Raw genomic sequence first — 16597 nt, forward strand, 5'->3', positions numbered from 1 at the left:
GTCTCAGGCTTCCTGGTGCGTTTTGGCTTCGACCCGGACTTGAGCCGGGGGCGGGTTGGGAATGGTGACGGCGCCCTGGGCAGCCGAGGCCACGCTGGCGCGGTATTTGGCGAAGACGCCGGTGGCCGGTGTGGCGGGGGGCTGGGTGTGGTCGATCCGGCGCCCAGCCAGGTCGGCATTCACGTCGATGCGCCGGGCCGTAACGTCGATCACGATGCGGTCGCCGTCGCGGATCAGGCCGATAGGGCCGCCCGCCGCCGCCTCGGGCGAGACGTGCCCGGCCACGAAGCCATAGCTGGCTCCCGAGAAGCGCCCGTCGGTGATCAGAGCCACGTCATGGATACCGCGACCCTTCAGGGCGGCGGTGACCTGCAGCATCTCGCGCATGCCGGGGCCGCCGCGCGGGCCCTCGTAGCGGATGACGATCACGTCGCCCTCGCCGACCGAGCCGTCCTGAACGGCGTGGAAGGCATCTTCCTCGCTGTCGAAGACGCAGGCCGGGCCCTCGAACCGGTCGACTTTGTGGCCCGTCAGCTTGATGACCGCGCCGTCGGGGGCGACGTCGCCATAGATGACGGCATAGGACCCGCGCGGGCTGATCGGGGTCTGGATCGCGGTGACGACCTGCTGGCCCGGCGCTTCCTCAGCCTCTGCAGCCTCGGCGAACAGGCTGCGGCCGCTGACGGTCGGGGCGTTGACGATCTTGCCTGCCTCGGCCAGCCGCTGGGTCACCAGGCGCGTGCCGCCGGCCGCATACAGGTGAGACGCCAGGAACCGGCCGCCCGGCTTCAGGTCACAGATGACCGGCGTTTCTTCGCAGGCGGTGTTGCAGTCTTCGACGCCGAACTCGACGCCCGCCTCAATCGCGATGGCGGTCAGGTGCAGGACGGCATTGGTCGATCCGCCTGAGGCGGACACGGCGGCGGCAGCATTCTTCAGGCTGGCGCGCGTGATGTATTTACGCGCCGTGTCGCCGGCGAAGACGCGCTCGACAATCAGTCGACCGCAACGCTCCCCCTCAATTCCCTTGGCCGGGTCGACGGCAGGCACGTCATTGGCCCCCATGGGCGACAGACCCATCACTGACAGGGCCATGGCCATGGTGTTCGCCGTGAACTGTCCGCCGCAGGCCCCTGCGCCGGGACAGGCCGCGCTCTCGACCATCTTCAGCTGGGCATCGTCGATGGTTCCGGCACCATGGGCACCGATGGCCTCGAACACCTCCTGGATGGAGATTTCGGTCGTGCCGATCCGGCCCGGCATGATGGTGCCGCCGTAGTAGACCAGACCTGGGATATCCATGCGGGCCAGGGCCATGGCGGCGGCGGGAATAGTCTTGTCGCAGCCGACGATGCAGATGACGCCGTCCAGCTGATGCCCCTGGACCGCCAGTTCGATGGAGTCGGCCACCACCTCGCGGCTGATCAGCGAGGCCTTCATGCCCGGCGTGCCCATCGAAATGCCGTCGGTGACCACGATGGTGTTGAAGTCGATCGGAAAGCCGCCAGCCGCGATGATGCCTGCGCGGACGTCCTTGGCCAGCCGATCGAGATGCATGTTGCAGGGCGTGACCGAGGACCAGGTGTTGACCACGGCGATCATCGGCTTCTCGAAATCGGCATCGTCCATGCCTGCGGCACGCAGATAGCTGCGGGCGGCGGCTCGGCTGGCACCGCCGGTCACGACGCGGCTGCGCTGGCGGGGATCGTTCGGGGCGTTGTCGTCTTCGGTCGTCATGTTCGGTCTCGAAAGGATTAGGCGCGCAAGAAAAAACCCCGCTCGGGCTGAGCGGGGTTTGGGCTGCGATCCTGAGTCTTGGTTTCAGGTCGTGTGCAGCACCCCCGCCCGGCCGAGAAGGCCGAGGAGTACGATCGCGATAAGGAGGAGGCCGAACCCTTGCGCAGCCACGATTTCCGCAGCCGCCCGGCCGCGCAGGACCAGGGTCCGTGCGGAGGTAGAGGCCGTATGGGTGCGGGTGCGGTGGATCATGGTCTGGCGTTCCTTGGCCGCCTTAAGACCAGAATCGAGCGTGCAGCGCAACAGGAAGATGGAAAATTATTGCGCAGGTCGGCCAAAAAGCCCCGCCTGGGGCATAAAAGCACCGGCCCGATATTTCAGGTGGCTTCAGCGCAAAGTGACTGTGGCTGCGACAGCGAAGTGGTCCGACGGCCAGATTCCGCGCACCGCTTGATTGGCAAAAATTTGCGCGGATTCCAGGGTGAAGCGGTCAGTGTCCACCAGGATGTGGTCAATCTGATCCGAACGGTGCCCCATCGCGACGTTGAGCGTGGTTTCATTCGCCCGTTCGGGGTGAACGGCGGGCAAAGCCGAGACGACGCCTCGTGGCCGCAGCCCCGCCAACTCCGGATTGGTGATTGCCGCGTTGAGGTCGCCCAGGACGATCCGAGGCGTTCCATCAGGCGGAAGCCAGGTCAGCAGGTCGGCCACCTGGCGCTCGCGGATGGCCGTACCCTCGGGGGTGTGGTGCAGATGGGTGGCGACGATATCGACGGGCCGACCCTCCACGTCGAGCCTGACGCGCAGGGCAGTGCGATAGTCGTCCAGGGGCTCCAGGGCCTTCCACTGCTGTTGCAGGATCGGCAGCCGCGTCAAGACGGCGTTGCCATAGCGACGGGGTTGGTCCGCCGCATCCGTTGAACAGAACGTCCAGCCATAGCCGAGGGCCTCGGCAATCGTCTGCGCCTGGTTGGGCAGGCGTTCGCCGTCCTGCAACACCTCCTGCAGGGCAATGACATCGGCGTCCGCCTGACGCAGAGCCTCGAGGATCAGGGGCAGGCGCGCGGGCCAGTTCTCGCGGTCATGCCAGATATTGAACGTCACCACCCTCAGACGTCGCGGCTGCGCAGGCGAAAGGGTAGCGCACCCGGCCAGGGGCAGGGCAGCCAGGGCGGTGAACAGCGCGCGACGATCCAGCATATGCTCTTCCATCATAACCAGGAGCCCTGGACGATAGGCCCGACCTCGTGCCGAACCAAGCGGCCTGCCTTACGAAAACTTCATGCCGCGCCGAGCATCCGTTCGGGTTGCCGGTTGCCTCTTGTTCTCAGACGGTCGCAGCAGCACGCTTCGGGCCAGGGTTTCAAAGGGGACTAAAATGGACGACCTCATTCCGCTGTTCGCCATCTTTGCGGTGTTCGGCACGATCACGGCCATTATCGTTGGGCCGACCTATCTGAAGAGCCGCGAACGACGCGAGATTCAGCAGACGGTGCGTGCCGCGATCGACAAGGGCCAGGCCCTGCCGCCCGAGGTGATCGAGGCCATGAGCAAGGATGTGACCAAGAACCTGCCTTCGCGCAGTCGCGATCTGCGCAAAGGCATCATCTGGCTGGCCGTCGGGATCGGCCTGGCCGCCTTCGGGGTGGTCAGCGACATGGGCGGCAACGGCTGGAACGGCGGCGTGGACAACGGCCTGCTGGGCATTGCCTGCATCCCGGCGACCATCGGCCTGGCTTTCATCGTCCTGAGCTTCTTCAACAAGAACAAGGACTGAGCGCGGTCTGACAGGGGGAACGCGTCATGTCTCAAGACCTGAAGGACCGACACGACGTCGAGCTGGCCGCCCAGGCGGCGGCCGGCGGGCGGCGGGAGTTCGGCGAGCTGGTCCGGCGCCACGGATCGGCCGTTCGGGCCCTGCTGCGCCGGATGGGGGCCGAGAACTCGGTCGCCGACGATGTCGCCCAGGATGCCTTCATCCAGGCCTATCAGCGCTGTGCCGAGTTTCGCGGCGAGGGGACCTTCCTAGCCTGGGTCAAGCGGATCGCGGCGCGCCTCTATATCAAGCGGCGTGCCAAGGAGGCGCGTTATGTCGACGAGGTCGCGGCGGTCGATGAGGCCGGTCCATCGGTGGACCACGTCGCCCGCGTCGACCTGGACGAGGCGCTGAAGACCCTGAGCGAGGTCGAGCGCCTTTGCGTCTCGCTGTGTCACGGGGCAGGCCTGGCCCACCCGGAGATCGCGTCGGCCCTAAATCTGCCGCTCGGAACGGTGAAGTCTCATGTCAAACGTGGTCTGGATAAACTCCGCGCGCGGCTCCAGCCGGAGCCCACGGGGACTGTGGGGAGGTCCGCTCATGTCGGCTGACGAGTTTGACCCCTTTATCGAGCGTCAGTTCTCCCGCACTCCGGTCATGGCCGATGCCGAACTGTTTGCAGCCGACATCGACGCCAGGCTGGCATCGGGCAGCCGGGTCCGAACCATGGCCCTGGCGCTCGCCGGGCTGATCGGCGGGGTCGTGGCGGTCCAGGAAACCATGAGCGTCAACCTGAACCTGTCCCGCGACAGCGGTCCGGTGGCGGGTGAAGCCGTGGGGCAGGGCATCGAATCCCTGACAACCCGCGCTCAGGGCTTGGCGGAGGCCGGACTGGACCAACTGGGCTTGTCAGGTGTGGCGCTTGGTTCTCTGGGGGCCATGCAGCTATTCTGGATCACGGCCGGTGCGCTGATCGCGATTGCGGCGGCCGGGGTGATGAAACTGTCCCAGGAGGTCTGAGTGTCCAGCCAGAAACAGGATCCGGTCAAACGGATCGCCGCCCCCGACATTCTGGCGCGCAAGGGCAAGGAGCCGATCGTCTGCCTGACCGCCTATGACGCCCCAACGGCCGAGATCCTGGATGCGCACTGCGACCTGCTGCTGGTCGGCGACAGTGTCGGCATGGTGGTCCATGGATTGCCGAACACGGTCGGGGTGACGCTGGAGATGATGATTCTGCATGGGCAGGCGGTCATGCGCGGCGCGCGGCGCGCCATGGTCGTGGTCGACATGCCCTTCGGCAGCTATGAGGGCGGAAAGGAACAGGCCTACGCCAACTGTGCCCGCGTGATGAAGGAGACGGGGGCCCAGGGGGTCAAGCTGGAAAGCGGCCCGACCGTGCCCGAGACCATCGCCTATCTGGTCCAGCGCGGCATTCCGGTCATGGGCCATGTCGGCCTGCGCCCGCAGGCCGTGCTGACCGAGGGCTCCTTCAAGGCCAAGGGACGGACCGATGACGAACGTCTGCGCGTCATGGCCGAGGCCGAGGCGACGGCTGATGCGGGGGCGTTTGCCGTGGTGGTTGAGGGCGTGGCCGAAAGCCTGGCCCGCGAGATTACCGAGACGATCGACAAGCCGACGATCGGCATCGGGGCCTCTGCGGCCTGCGACGGGCAGATCCTGGTGGTCCCGGACATGTTGGGCCTGTTCGACTGGACCCCGAAGTTCGTGCGTCGCTATGCCGACCTTCGGGGCGACATCGACCGCGCGGTTGCGACCTATGCCCAGGACGTGCGGGCCCGCCGTTTTCCTGCCGAAGTCGAGACCTACTTCTCCAAAAAGCCGGTTTCGTCCTGATCGCTGCGTTGCGGGCTCGATGCCGACCCTCTAGGGTCGCGCCGGTTTGCTGTTAAGCGATGATTGGGGCGACGTTTCCGTGGTTGATGTCTTCGAGCAGGTCGAGGAGGAGCTTCGCTCCGATCGATACAAGCGTCTGGCCCGCACCTGGCTGCCCGTCGTCGGCGGCGTGCTGCTGCTGGCGCTGATCGCGGCCTTGGCGTGGTGGGGCTATGACAGCTGGCAGACCCGTCAGGCCGATCAGGCGTCAGCCGCCTATGACCGCGGCATCGAGGCCTTGCAGGGCAATAACCCCGCCGGGGCCGAGGCTGCCTTCGCCGAAGCCGAGAAGAAGGGCAATCGCGCCTATCGCGCCATGGCCCTGCAACACCGTGCGTCGCTGGCGCTGGCCGAGAACCGCATTCCGCAGGCCATCGCCCTGTTCGACGAGGCCGCCAAGGTTGGGGGCGATCCGCTGCTGGCCGACCCCGCGGCGCTGAAAGCCGCCTGGCTGGCTATGGACAATGGCGAGGATCTGGCTGCCATCGAAGCGCGCCTGACCCCTCTGACCGAAGAGGGCCGCCCGCTGCGCGCCTTCGCTCAGGAAGCGCTGGCCCTGGCGCGGCTGCAGTTCGGCAAGACGGCCGAGGCGCGTGAGGTTCTGGTGCTGCTGCAACTGGGTCAGGACGTGCCGGACGACGTGCGTGAACGCGCCACCGCCGCCATTGCGATGATCGACAACGGCACTGCCGGCAATCTGGCTGCCATCGTCCGCAATCAGGCCAGTGCCCCGGCCCCGACCGCCGCCGCCAATCCTCAGGCTGCCGGACCGACCGCCCCGCCGGTGGCTCAGTGATCAATACCTCCGTGACCTCCACCCCAGTGATCGTTTCCTCCAGGATGCCCGCGATGAACCGTGTTCTGAAGATCAGCCTGGCCTGCGCTCTGTTAGCCGGGGTGTCGGCCTGCGGCACTGTACGCAATGCGCTGCCGTTCGGCCTCGGTGGATCGCAACAGCCGACGTCCACGGCGACCGAGGGCACGCGAATCTCGGTGCTGGAGTTCGACCAGCAGCTGGCCCCCTCGGCGGCCTTGGCCGGTCGCGACTTTTTCCTGCCCGGGCCGGTTGCGGTCACCACCTGGTCGTCACCCGGTGGCACAGCCGAAAATCTGAACGAGCATATCATCGCGGCCTCCGATTTCACGGTCGGGTGGCGCCGCAGCGTCGGCTCGGGTTCGGCGCGTGACCGGCAGGTCATGTCTCCGGTCGTGGCTGACAATGGCCGGGTCTTCGTCATGGACGGCGAGTCCACCGTCAGCGCGCTCGACGCGCGTACGGGAGCCGTTGCCTGGAAGGTCAATGTGAAGCCCGAGGGCCGCGAGCGCGGCGGATTCGGCGGCGGCGTTGCTGTTGGCGGCGGCAAGGTCTTCGTCGCCTCCGGCTATCGCACCATGACGGCCCTGGATCAGGCGACCGGCGCAGTCCTGTGGCAGTCGCGGGTCGATTCGCCCCTGCATGGCGCGCCGACGGTGTCCGGATCGCGGGTCTATGTGATCGACGTCGACAACCTTCTGATCGCCTTCAACGTCAATACGGGCCAGCAGGACTGGGCCTTCCGCGGCATCGTGGAGCCGGCCCGCATCCTGCGCGCCTCCAGCCCGGCCGTGACCGGCGACACCGTCATTGCTCCCTTTTCGTCCGGTGAGGTAACGGCCGTCCGCGCGGCGACCGGCCAGCCCGTGTGGCAGGAGGTCCTGTCCCGCACGAGCCGGACCAGCGCCCTGTCCGAGATTCGCGACATCGCCGGCCGCCCGGTGATCAGCCGCGGCGTCGTCTATGCAGTCAGCCACTCAGGCGTGCTGTCGGCCATGGATGTCCGTTCGGGTAATGCCAAATGGGAACTGCCGATCGCCGGGGTCAATGCGCCGCTGCCGGTCGGCGACGTCGTCTATGTCGTGTCCAAGGACGGTGAGCTGACCGTGGTCAACCGCGAGACCGGCCAGGTCTATTGGACGCGAAACCTGAATGAGGGGCGGGTGCGTCAGGAAGGCGGACTTTTCGGTCTGTTCGACCGGACCGTGCGGCCGGAGTGGTCGGGCCCGATCCTGGCCTCCAACCGGCTGATTCTGGTGAACTCCGATGGCGAAGCCGTGGCCTACAACCCCAAGACGGGTGAGCAGACGGCCTCGATCCGGCTGGGAGGGGCGGCCTATATCGCTCCGGCGGCGTATGACGGCATGCTGTATGTCCTGACCGATAATGGTGATCTCGTCAGCATTCGCTGACGGGCCGCAAAAACTCAGCTAGAAGGCCGGCATGGCATTGAAGGTCGCCATCGTCGGCCGCCCCAACGTGGGCAAGTCGACCCTGTTCAACAGACTCGTCGGAAAGCGCCTCGCGCTGGTCGACGATCGCCCCGGCGTGACCCGTGACCGTCGCTATGCCGACGGCCACATCGGCGACATGGATCTGACGCTGATCGATACCGCCGGGTATGAGGACATCGACGACGACAGTCTGGAATCGCGCATGCGAGAACAGACCGAGGCTGCGCTGGAAGACGGCGACCTGATCCTGTTCATGATGGACGCGCGCGAGGGCGTGACCTCGCTGGATCGTATCTTTGCCGACCGTCTGCGCCGTCAGCACAAGCCGGTCATCTTGCTGGCCAACAAGTCGGAAAGCCGCGAAAGCGGTGGCGGCATCGGCGAGGCTTACTCGCTGGGGTTCGGTGAACCCGTGGCGATCAGTGCCGAGCATGGCGAGGGTATGGCGGACCTGTATGCCGCCGTCGTCGCCGCCAGTGCCGACATCTTCATCGAAGAGGTCGATGAGCCGGACAAGCCGATCCGCATCGCCATCATCGGCCGCCCGAATGCCGGAAAATCCACGCTGATCAACAGGTTGATCGGTGAGGATCGTCTGCTGACCGGTCCCGAGGCCGGTATCACCCGCGACTCCATCTCGGTCGACTGGGAATACGAAGGCCAGAACATCCGCTTGGTCGACACCGCGGGTATGCGCCGCAAGGCCCGCGTCCAGGAGAAGCTGGAAAAGCTTTCGGTCGCCGACACCATCCGCGCCATCACCTTTGCCGAGGTGGTCGTGCTGGTGATGGACAAGGATAACGCCTTCGACGTGCAAGACCTCCAGCTGGCCGATCTGGTCGAGCGCGAGGGCCGGGCCCTGGTTTATGTCGCCTCCAAATGGGACCTGGAGGAGGAACCCCAGTCCAAGCTGGCCGAATTGAGCCGCATCGCCGAGGACAAGCTGCCCCAGCTGAGGGGATCGCCCTTCGTCGCCCTGTCAGCCCATTCGGGGCGGGGTGTCGAACGCCTGATGCCTGCGGTGCTGAAGGCGCACGAAACCTGGTCGGTCAAGGTCAAGACCAAGGATCTGAACACCTGGCTGGCCATGGCCACGCAGCGGCATCCGCCCCCCGCCGTGGACGGCAAGCGGATCAAGCCGAAATACATGGCCCAGACCAAGGCGCGGCCCCCGACCTTCGTGCTGATGGCCAGCCGCGCCGAGGCGATGCCTGATCAGTACAAACGCTATCTGATCAACGCGCTGCGCGAGAGCTTCGACCTGCCCGGCACGCCGATCCGGCTGACGGTCAAGTCGGGGTCCGAAAACCCCTATGCCGAGGGCGGGTCTAAATCTGGTCCCGAGCGCTACAAGGGCGATGCCAAGACGGCACCCCGCAAGGTGATCAAGAAGGCTGAGAAGGCCGAGATGCTGTCCAATCTGCCCGGCAAGGCGCTGGAGCAGAAGAAGACCCGCACCGCCAAGCCCCGCATTATCACCGGGGTGAAGGCCAGCTCGTCCAAGAAGGCCGGTTCGTCCGTGGCCATCCAGAAGGGGGCCCGCGGCGGTGCCCGTCAGGTCTCTCGCTCCGGGCGCATCCGCACCGGCCAGAAGCACGCACCGAAGAAATAAGGGCTGGCCTGCCGAGGGCCGGTGTCAGATCAGCGCTGACACCGGCGGCCCTGCCTTCCAGTCCTTGAAGCTGACGGACAGCGGCGGTTCGCGGTGCGGACCGGCCAGATCGACGATCAGCGGGCCGATCTCGGACGGGTGCGGCAGGTCCATCGGGTCCTCGCCCGGGAAGGCCTGGGCGCGCAGTTGGGTCCGCATGCGACCCGGATCCAGGATGGCGACGCGGATCGAGGTCGATTCGATCTCGTCGGCCCAGCAGCGCATCAGGTTTTCAGCCCCAGCCTTGGTGGCCGCATAGGCCCCCCAGAAGGCGCGCGGGCTCTGGGCCAGGCTGGTGGTCAGGTGAATGACACGCGCGGCATCCGAAGCGCGCAGCAGCGGTTCCAGCGAGCGGATCAGGCGATAAACGCCGGTGAAGTTGATCTTTTCGACCTTGGCGAAGCTGCGAGGGTCGGCATGGGCCACGGGCGTCAGGCCCGCCGCACCCATGGTGGCTGCCGCCTGTACCCAGATGTCCAGCCTGCCGAACCGCTCGAACAGAGCCCCGCCCAGCCGGTCGATCGCTCCGCCATCGACCAGGTCGAATGGGATCAAGGTGGCGTGCTTGCCGGTGGCGGCAAAGATGGCGTCGTCCAGTTCCTCCAGCCCGCCCTGGGTGCGGGCGGCAGCAACGACATGGGCGCCAGCCTTGGCCAGGGCCACGGCGCTCTCATAACCGATGCCGCGCGAGGCCCCCACGACAAGGGCGATACGGTCGGCGAGGGGAGGGGTGCTGGACATGGGGTCTGGTAGCGTGCCCGGCCGATGCGTCAAGCGTCAGTGAGCGTGTCAAGCCGGTTGCCAGAGGCCGAAGCTGACGCCCTGGTCATCGCAGACGATGGCACTGAGTCCCGACGGGCTTTGGGAAGGGATCGCCGCCTGACCGCCCAGTTCAACCACGCGATCGCACATGGCCTTGATATCGGCGACCTTGAAATACAGGTGGGCAAAGGTTTTGCCCTCGCCCTGGCGGATACCGAAGTCGGGGCCGGTGTCCCCACCCGCGGCGACGTGGGCATAGCCGGGATTCGAAGATGCCTCGTCGAAGGTCCAGCCGAACAGGGCGGCATAGAAGGCGCGGGCCTTGGCCACATCCGGCGTGTCGAGGGTGAAGTATCCGAGGCGGTTGGTCATAAGGTCTAAGCGCTGACCAGAAGAGAAAGTTGCCGCTGGGTGACGTCGCGGCCCCCCTCTTCGATCTCGCGGTCCAGCAGACGGGTCGGGTAGTCGCCGGTGAAATAGTGGTCGGTGAACTGCGGATGGGCGTTGTCGCGCGCACCCACGCCCATCGCCCCATACAGGCCGTCGATGGACAGAAAGCCCAGGCTGTCGACCTCCAGGGTTTCGCGCATCTGTTCCATGGTGTGGGTCGCGGCCATCAGCTGCGACCGCTCGGGCATGTCGATGCCATAGAAGTCCGGGAACAGAATCTGGGGGCTGGCTGAACGCAGGTGCACCTCAGTCGCCCCGGCGGCGCGCACGGCCCGGACCAGTTTGACCGAGGTGGTTCCGCGCACGATGGAATCGTCGATCAGCACCACACGCTTGCCCTGGAGCACCGCCTTGTTGGGGCTGTGCTTCATCCGAACGCCCTTTTGCCGGGCACCCTGACTGGGCTGGATGAAGGTGCGGCCTAGATAGTGGCTGCGGATGATGCCCATCTCATAGGGAATGCCGCTTTCCTGGGCATAGCCGAGGGCAGCGGGAACACCGGAATCGGGCACGGGCACGACCACGTCCGCCTCGACCGCGTGCTCGCGCGCCAGGCCACGGCCCATAGCCTTTCGGACCTCATAGACCGAGCGGCCGTTCACGATGCTGTCGGGACGCGAGAAATAGACGTATTCGAACAGGCACGGCCGAGCCGCGCGGGCGGGGAAGGGCTTGATCGAGCGCAGGCCCTCGTGGTCGATGACAATGATCTCGCCGTGTTCGACATCGCGTTCGAACGTCGCGCCGATAGTGTCCAGGGCGCAGGTCTCAGACGCCAGGACCCAGGTATCACCCAGACGGCCCAGGACCAGGGGGCGGATGCCCAGGGGGTCGCGCGCACCGATCATCTTGGTGCGGGTCAGGCAGACCAGCGCATAACCGCCCTCGATCCGGCTGACGGCATCGATGAAGCGATCGACGATCTTGGCCTTACGGCTGCGAGCGATCAGATGGAGGATGACCTCCGAGTCCGAAGTCGACTGAAAGATCGCGCCTTCGCCGACCAGCTGGCTGTGCAGGTATTTGAAGTTGGTCAGGTTGCCGTTGTGGGCGATGGCGATGCCGCCCTGATCCAAATCGGCGAACATCGGCTGGATATTGCGCAGAAAGCTGCCGCCAGCGGTCGAATAGCGGGTGTGTCCGATGGCGGCCGAGCCAGGCAGCCGCTCGGGCAGATCGGGACCACCGAAGGCTTCGCCCACCAGGCCCTGATGACGTTCGGTGTGAAAGCGCTGATCCTTCACGCTGGCAATGCCGCACGCCTCCTGGCCGCGGTGCTGCAGGGCGTGCAGGCCCAGGGCGGCGACGGAAGAGGCCTCGTCCCCGTCGGTACTCCAGACACCCACGACCCCGCACTCCAGCCGCAGCTGGTCGTCTTCGGGCTCGCGCCAGTGGGGTCGATGAACGACGGGATCGGCGATCAGATGGCGCATCGTCGGGACTCCGATGACCGATTACCTGGAACTAGGGGGCTTGGTCGGGCGACGTAGGCTCAGTTTTTGGCGCAGGCAAGGCATCGTCGCTGGAAAAACCTTTCCGCACGGACGAATCCACGACCGGCGCCAGGGCGTCGGCACCGCGGCCGATGCCCGGAAGGACGATCTGGATCAGGCGCGCCGCCCCGGCACTGACTGGATACAGGGCCGCAGTGCCCAGCCAGCGTGGTGTGCGCTCGCCTGGCAGGGCGGCAACGATCACCAAGTGCACCGCTCCGATCAGGACCAGTCCCCGTGCCGCACCGACGAAGATACCCAGGATACGATCCACACCACCCAGCTGGGGATGGGCCTGGGCCCGCTTCGACAGGACCGACCCGAAGATGCGGATGCCGAAATAAACGGTCAGGAAGGACACCAGGGCCGCCGAAATCGTGCCCGCCCAGTCAGGATTGACCAGGGCCCGGCCCAGCGGAGCGGTTAGCGGCAGGGCGACCAGAGCAAGGAACGCCGCCAGCACGAAGCTCAGCAGGGTCACGATCTCCCGCGTCCCACCGCGCACCCATCCGGCGGCTGCGGAACCCAAGATGACCACGAGGGCGAAGAGATCGTAAGGCGTCACGCGTGGGGCCTCGGATGAGCAGACCTACTTACCGTAGCGGCTTTGCGAGATTCGATCGACCGCTTCCGTCAATCGGCTGACCGGGGTGGTGGTGACGCCCTGATCCTTTACAGCCAGTTGTGGGCATAGGGCCCGATCGAAGCCCAGTTTGCTGGCCTCGCGCAGGCGCGCTTCTGCGCGTCCCACTGCCCGGACCTCTCCCGACAGGCTTATCTCGCCGAAGACGACGCAGCCTTGGGGCAGGGGTTTGTCCGTCGCTGAACTGATCAGGGCGGCGGCAGCCGCCAGGTCGGCAGCGGGTTCGTTGATCCGCAGGCCGCCGGCGACGTTCAGATAGACATCCTGATCTCCGAAGCCGAAGCCGCAGCGCGCCTCCAACACCGCCAGGACCATGTTCAGGCGACCTGTGTCCCAGCCGACGACCGCGCGGCGCGGCGTGCCATATGCAGATTTTGACACCAGAGCCTGCATCTCCACCAGGACCGGGCGCGAGCCTTCGATGCCGGCAAAGACGGCCGCACCGGGGGCCCGGTCCTTACCCTCGCCGAGAAACAGCGCCGAGGGATTGGAAACTTCGCGAAGACCCGCATCCCCCATCTCGAAGACCCCGATCTCGTCGGTGGCCCCGAACCGGTTCTTGCCAGCCCGCAGGATGCGAAACGGATAACCGCGCTCGCCCTCGAAGCTGAGGACAGCATCGACCATGTGCTCGACCACACGCGGACCGGCGACCTGCCCGTCCTTGGTGACGTGACCGACCAGGATGACCGCGACGCCCTGCGACTTGGCCAGTCGAACCATTTCCCCGGCGCAGGCTCTGACCTGGGTAATGGAGCCGGGGCCGGCCTCATGGACATCGGACCAGAGGGTCTGGATGGAGTCGACCACCACGATGTCGAACGGCTCGCGTTTCAGCGTCGCCAGGATGTCGCGAAGGGCTGTCGCGGCGGCCAGATTGACGGGCGCTTTTTCAAGCCCCATGCGCTTGGCGCGAGAGCGGATCTGTTCGACCGCTTCTTCCCCCGAAATATAGGCGACGCGGGCTCCGTTCATGGCGGCGCGTCCGCAGACGTCGAGCAACAGCGTCGACTTGCCGACACCGGGGTCACCGGACAGCAGGATGGCTGAGCCCGGCACGACGCCACCGCCGCAGACGCGGTCGAACTCTGCCACGCCGGTCACGATGCGTGGTGGCTCAGGGGTATCAGATTCCAGGGACTCGAACTGAACGCCGCGCGTGCGGGACGTGCTGACGGCCTTCATCGCCCCGGGAGGCGCGGACTGGGCCTCCGCGACGATGGTGTTCCATTGACCGCAGGCCCCGCATTGACCGGACCACTTGCCGTGAACCGCCCCACAGGACTGACAGACGTAGATCGTGGAGTCCTTGGCCATGGCTCACCCATATCACCTGCCGACGATTCGAGATCGGGTCAGCGGGTGATGCCGGGGCGATGCGTCAGAAGCGGTCGTGGGTCAGGTGATCTGCTTGGCCGAGACGGGATCGCTGGCCGGGAAGGTCTCTTCCACCCCCTCGTCTACCAAGGCCTCCTGCCGGTCTTCAGCCTCTTTCAGATTGGGGGCCAGCTGGTCGGGCTTGCCTGTCGTTCGCTCAGCGGGACGGGCGTGCGGGGTGTCGGTGTCGCAATCCTCGCGGACGGTTTTGGCGGTGTCATTCATGGCGCGGTCCTTTCGATGGGGGTTTCGGCATCGGGGCCGTAACCGAGATCAGCGATGTCGTCGTCAGAGAGGCGTTTGGCCTCCCAATCGGCGGCACTGGCCTGGGCCCCGCGCTGGTTCCGCATCAGGCCGGTGTAGACCAGCTCCACCTCGTCGGATCCCTGTTCGCCCCGGCTTTCGGCGTCGATCTCGGTCTTTTTCGAGCGGTCCACGCCCAACAGAGCGTCGGCCTCGGCCTCGATGCCGTCGAGTGCGAGCTGGTCGTCCAGGTCGGACACCTCTTCGTCCTCGTCGAAATCTTCTTCGTCGGCATCACCATCGGCCTGGGTGACGTCGAGGACCTGGTCGGTCTCGTCCAGCAGCAGGTCGCCGTCGCCGTCGTCGTCCAGATGGGTCTCGTCGTAGACTTCGGCTTGATCCTGGCTGTCGAAGTCGGTGTCGGGTTGGGCCATGGTTGTCTCCTCTTGCCCATCACAACGCAGGCCGAAGAGACGATGTTCCTGATCAATCCGTCAGGCCTGGTTGTCGCGCCATTCTGACAGGGCAGAGGCCAGCCGATCCATGACAGGCCCCCATTCGCCAAATCCTTCGATCGGAAAGGCACGGGTCCCAGGGTAGCAGGGGTATCGGTCGGTACCGAACCGGGTCCAGGCGTCGGGCGTGGTGATCGCCCACCAGACCGCACCTGACGCCGCGGCCAGATTCGAGGTGGCATTGGCCGGGCCGACCACCAGATCCAGGGCGCAGCAGAGGGCCGCAACGTCCTCCAGATCGTTCTTCAGATCGATACCGGGCGGTGACCACAGGTTCAGACCGGCCGCACGCGCCTGCTCCAGTTCGGCCGAGCAGTCGCCGTACTGCAGATTGACGAAAGTCACCCCCGGCGTCTCCAGTACCGGACGCCACAGTTCGAAGGGCGAGAAATAGCGACGGCGCGACCCGTCCAGTTTCAGGCTCTTCCACAGCACACCGACCTTCGGCTGCGGGCCAAGCTCGGTCAGGACGCTCTTCCAGTGGGCAATGCGACCCGGGTCGGGCGTCAGAAAGGCCTGCCTGTCGGGAAAACGGTCCGGCGACGAGCGAACGTGGCCGAACAGGCTGCCGATCGGTGCCCACAGGTCCACCTCTCCGACCTCCGCAAGGTCGGCAGCGCGGGTCAGGCGACCCTCCTGTCGCACGGTAGCGTGCCGAACGACATCGGCACGCGGAAAGCTGCGCCGGAACAGGGGAACCAGCCGGTGCTCGACCGCGATCACAACCCGGCCTTCAGGTCCTACGGCGTCGATCAAATCGGGCAGGGCGTTCGCGAACAGCACCTCATCGCCCAGCCCCTGTTCGCCGAAGACGAGCAGACGTTGGCCGGTCAGGTCCTGACCGGGGGTCCAGGCCGGGGCCGTGGACAGAAAGCGGACGGCGTCGCGCAGATGAGGTGACAGCCGGGCCTGATAGTCGACGAAGCCCTGCACCAGGTCGCCGACCATGAAGCGGGTCAGGGCCAGGGCCATCCGCATGGTCTCGATCTCGAAGGGTTCATCGACCTGGGTCATGGCCTGTTCGATGTCGGCGATGGCCGAATGCGGATCCCCCAGGGCCATGCGGGCATTGGCGCGGTTGTAGCGAGCCTTGGCAAAGGCGGGGTCCAGGCGCAGGGCCTCGTCGAAAAAGATGATCGATTGCGCCATCTCGCCCTGGTCGCTCAGGACCGTGCCGATCGAATTCCACAACAGGGCGTGGGCTGGCTTGACCGCGATGATGGCCTTCAAGGTGTCGATGGCATCGCCATACCGGCCCTGATCGCGCAGGACGCAAGCCAGGTTGTTGTTCGCTTCGACGTGCAGAGGTTCGGCTTCGAGGTATTTGCGCAGCAGCTTTTCCGCGATCTCGAAATGCCCCAGCCTCTGCGCCAGGCGCCCCAGGTCGTGGGTGACGGCGGTCTCGGTCGGCAGCAGCTTCAGCGCGGCCTCATAGGCGGTGATGGCCTGACCGACATCGCCTGCCTTTTCACGGCAGATGGCCAGGACGTGCCACGCCATGCCGCTGCGATCGTCCAGCTTCAGCGCTTCCAGGGCAAGGCGGCTGCCCTTCTGATAGTCACGCTGGCGCAAGGCGGCGACCGACGCCTTCAATAGATCCAGCACCTTGCGCGCGGTCTTGGCCCCCTTGGGCGGAGCGGCCAGGGCCCGGGACAGCCGGCTGACGGCGGCGGGGGAGGCGGAGTCACCCGCCGCATCGCCCAGACTGGTCGGCGGGCGCAGTTCGGTCGGGGCGGCGTCGGTCATCCGGGGTCTCGAAACGTCGTGTGCGCCGATCGTGACGGGCCACTCACAAGACATGGTTAA

General features: G+C 66.1%; 18 protein-coding genes. 7 read left to right on the forward strand and 11 right to left on the reverse strand.

What is annotated here, in order from left to right:
• Window positions 1-3: 3 nt before the first annotated feature.
• The 3 genes from ilvD to JIP62_RS14000 all read right to left on the reverse strand — a co-directional run bounded on the left by ilvD (window position 4) and on the right by JIP62_RS14000 (window position 2937).
• Complete coding sequence (gene ilvD / locus JIP62_RS13990; RefSeq protein WP_201102755.1) at window positions 4-1737, reverse strand: dihydroxy-acid dehydratase; 1734 nt, start codon at window positions 1735-1737, stop codon at window positions 4-6.
• An 84-nt stretch (window positions 1738-1821) separates the two neighbouring features.
• Window positions 1822-1989 carry a hypothetical protein gene (locus tag JIP62_RS13995; RefSeq protein WP_201102756.1) on the reverse strand — a complete coding sequence of 56 codons (168 nt, stop codon included), beginning with the start codon at window positions 1987-1989 and terminating at the stop codon, window positions 1822-1824.
• Between the two features lie 135 nt (window positions 1990-2124).
• Window positions 2125-2937, reverse strand: coding sequence for an endonuclease/exonuclease/phosphatase family protein (locus JIP62_RS14000; RefSeq protein WP_201102757.1), 813 nt, complete (start codon window positions 2935-2937; stop codon window positions 2125-2127).
• A 178-nt stretch (window positions 2938-3115) separates the two neighbouring features.
• On the opposite strand from JIP62_RS14000, the gene JIP62_RS14005 reads away from it, so the two are divergent.
• The 7 genes from JIP62_RS14005 (at window position 3116) to der (ending at window position 9269) form a co-directional block, all read left to right on the forward strand.
• Window positions 3116-3514, forward strand: coding sequence for a DUF6249 domain-containing protein (locus tag JIP62_RS14005; protein WP_201102758.1), 399 nt, complete (start codon window positions 3116-3118; stop codon window positions 3512-3514).
• 26 nt (window positions 3515-3540) lie between these two features.
• On the forward strand, window positions 3541-4104 hold the full coding sequence (locus JIP62_RS14010) for an RNA polymerase sigma factor (RefSeq protein ID WP_201102759.1): 564 nt from the start codon (window positions 3541-3543) through the stop codon (window positions 4102-4104).
• A complete protein-coding gene (locus tag JIP62_RS14015; RefSeq protein WP_201102760.1) occupies window positions 4094-4513 on the forward strand; it encodes a hypothetical protein in 420 nt (139 codons plus the stop codon). Before JIP62_RS14010 ends, JIP62_RS14015 begins: the two co-directional genes overlap by 11 nt.
• A complete protein-coding gene (panB, locus tag JIP62_RS14020; RefSeq protein WP_201102761.1) occupies window positions 4514-5350 on the forward strand; it encodes a 3-methyl-2-oxobutanoate hydroxymethyltransferase in 837 nt (278 codons plus the stop codon).
• A gap of 79 nt (window positions 5351-5429) precedes the next feature.
• Entirely contained in the window at window positions 5430-6185 is a 756-nt protein-coding gene (locus tag JIP62_RS14025) for a tetratricopeptide repeat protein (protein WP_201102762.1), read from the forward strand.
• Between the two features lie 53 nt (window positions 6186-6238).
• Window positions 6239-7615: a PQQ-like beta-propeller repeat protein gene (locus tag JIP62_RS14030; protein WP_230974772.1), complete on the forward strand. Its 1377-nt coding sequence runs from the start codon at window positions 6239-6241 to the stop codon at window positions 7613-7615.
• Between the two features lie 31 nt (window positions 7616-7646).
• Entirely contained in the window at window positions 7647-9269 is a 1623-nt protein-coding gene (gene der, locus JIP62_RS14035; protein ID WP_201102764.1) for a ribosome biogenesis GTPase Der, read from the forward strand.
• A gap of 24 nt (window positions 9270-9293) precedes the next feature.
• Here der and JIP62_RS14040 read toward each other — a convergent pair whose 3' ends face one another.
• The 8 genes from JIP62_RS14040 to JIP62_RS14075 all read right to left on the reverse strand — a co-directional run bounded on the left by JIP62_RS14040 (window position 9294) and on the right by JIP62_RS14075 (window position 16537).
• On the reverse strand, window positions 9294-10049 hold the full coding sequence (locus JIP62_RS14040; RefSeq protein ID WP_201102765.1) for an SDR family NAD(P)-dependent oxidoreductase: 756 nt from the start codon (window positions 10047-10049) through the stop codon (window positions 9294-9296).
• A 48-nt stretch (window positions 10050-10097) separates the two neighbouring features.
• Window positions 10098-10442, reverse strand: coding sequence for a VOC family protein (locus JIP62_RS14045; RefSeq protein ID WP_201102766.1), 345 nt, complete (start codon window positions 10440-10442; stop codon window positions 10098-10100).
• A gap of 5 nt (window positions 10443-10447) precedes the next feature.
• Window positions 10448-11953 (reverse strand): amidophosphoribosyltransferase, encoded by a 1506-nt coding sequence (gene purF, locus JIP62_RS14050; RefSeq protein ID WP_201102767.1) that lies wholly within the window; start codon window positions 11951-11953, stop codon window positions 10448-10450.
• 31 nt (window positions 11954-11984) lie between these two features.
• Window positions 11985-12578: a CvpA family protein gene (locus tag JIP62_RS14055; protein ID WP_201102768.1), complete on the reverse strand. Its 594-nt coding sequence runs from the start codon at window positions 12576-12578 to the stop codon at window positions 11985-11987.
• A 24-nt stretch (window positions 12579-12602) separates the two neighbouring features.
• Complete coding sequence (gene radA / locus JIP62_RS14060) at window positions 12603-13973, reverse strand: DNA repair protein RadA (protein WP_201102769.1); 1371 nt, start codon at window positions 13971-13973, stop codon at window positions 12603-12605.
• 81 nt (window positions 13974-14054) lie between these two features.
• Window positions 14055-14258, reverse strand: coding sequence for a hypothetical protein (locus JIP62_RS14065; protein ID WP_201102770.1), 204 nt, complete (start codon window positions 14256-14258; stop codon window positions 14055-14057).
• Window positions 14255-14710, reverse strand: coding sequence for a hypothetical protein (locus JIP62_RS14070; protein ID WP_201102771.1), 456 nt, complete (start codon window positions 14708-14710; stop codon window positions 14255-14257). Before JIP62_RS14070 ends, JIP62_RS14065 begins: the two co-directional genes overlap by 4 nt.
• A 60-nt stretch (window positions 14711-14770) precedes the next feature.
• Window positions 14771-16537, reverse strand: coding sequence for a tetratricopeptide repeat protein (locus tag JIP62_RS14075; protein WP_201102772.1), 1767 nt, complete (start codon window positions 16535-16537; stop codon window positions 14771-14773).
• Window positions 16538-16597: the final 60 nt, after the last annotated feature.

The organism is Brevundimonas vitisensis, assembly GCF_016656965.1.
Taxonomy (GTDB): domain Bacteria; phylum Pseudomonadota; class Alphaproteobacteria; order Caulobacterales; family Caulobacteraceae; genus Brevundimonas; species Brevundimonas vitisensis.

Excerpts from the sequence above, each read along its gene's own strand:
- ilvD (WP_201102755.1), bottom strand. The coding sequence starts at position 1,737 with ATGACGACCGAAGACGACAACGCCCCGAACGATCCCCGCCAGCGCAGC.
- JIP62_RS13995 (WP_201102756.1), bottom strand. The coding sequence starts at position 1,989 with ATGATCCACCGCACCCGCACCCATACGGCCTCTACCTCCGCACGGACC.
- JIP62_RS14000 (WP_201102757.1), bottom strand. The coding sequence starts at position 2,937 with ATGCTGGATCGTCGCGCGCTGTTCACCGCCCTGGCTGCCCTGCCCCTG.
- JIP62_RS14005 (WP_201102758.1), top strand. The coding sequence starts at position 3,116 with ATGGACGACCTCATTCCGCTGTTCGCCATCTTTGCGGTGTTCGGCACG.
- JIP62_RS14010 (WP_201102759.1), top strand. The coding sequence starts at position 3,541 with ATGTCTCAAGACCTGAAGGACCGACACGACGTCGAGCTGGCCGCCCAG.
- JIP62_RS14015 (WP_201102760.1), top strand. The coding sequence starts at position 4,094 with ATGTCGGCTGACGAGTTTGACCCCTTTATCGAGCGTCAGTTCTCCCGC.
- JIP62_RS14030 (WP_230974772.1), top strand. The coding sequence starts at position 6,239 with ATGAACCGTGTTCTGAAGATCAGCCTGGCCTGCGCTCTGTTAGCCGGG.
- der (WP_201102764.1), top strand. The coding sequence starts at position 7,647 with ATGGCATTGAAGGTCGCCATCGTCGGCCGCCCCAACGTGGGCAAGTCG.
- JIP62_RS14040 (WP_201102765.1), bottom strand. The coding sequence starts at position 10,049 with ATGTCCAGCACCCCTCCCCTCGCCGACCGTATCGCCCTTGTCGTGGGG.
- JIP62_RS14045 (WP_201102766.1), bottom strand. The coding sequence starts at position 10,442 with ATGACCAACCGCCTCGGATACTTCACCCTCGACACGCCGGATGTGGCC.
- purF (WP_201102767.1), bottom strand. The coding sequence starts at position 11,953 with ATGCGCCATCTGATCGCCGATCCCGTCGTTCATCGACCCCACTGGCGC.
- radA (WP_201102769.1), bottom strand. The coding sequence starts at position 13,973 with ATGGCCAAGGACTCCACGATCTACGTCTGTCAGTCCTGTGGGGCGGTT.
- JIP62_RS14065 (WP_201102770.1), bottom strand. The coding sequence starts at position 14,258 with ATGAATGACACCGCCAAAACCGTCCGCGAGGATTGCGACACCGACACC.
- JIP62_RS14070 (WP_201102771.1), bottom strand. The coding sequence starts at position 14,710 with ATGGCCCAACCCGACACCGACTTCGACAGCCAGGATCAAGCCGAAGTC.
- JIP62_RS14075 (WP_201102772.1), bottom strand. The coding sequence starts at position 16,537 with ATGACCGACGCCGCCCCGACCGAACTGCGCCCGCCGACCAGTCTGGGC.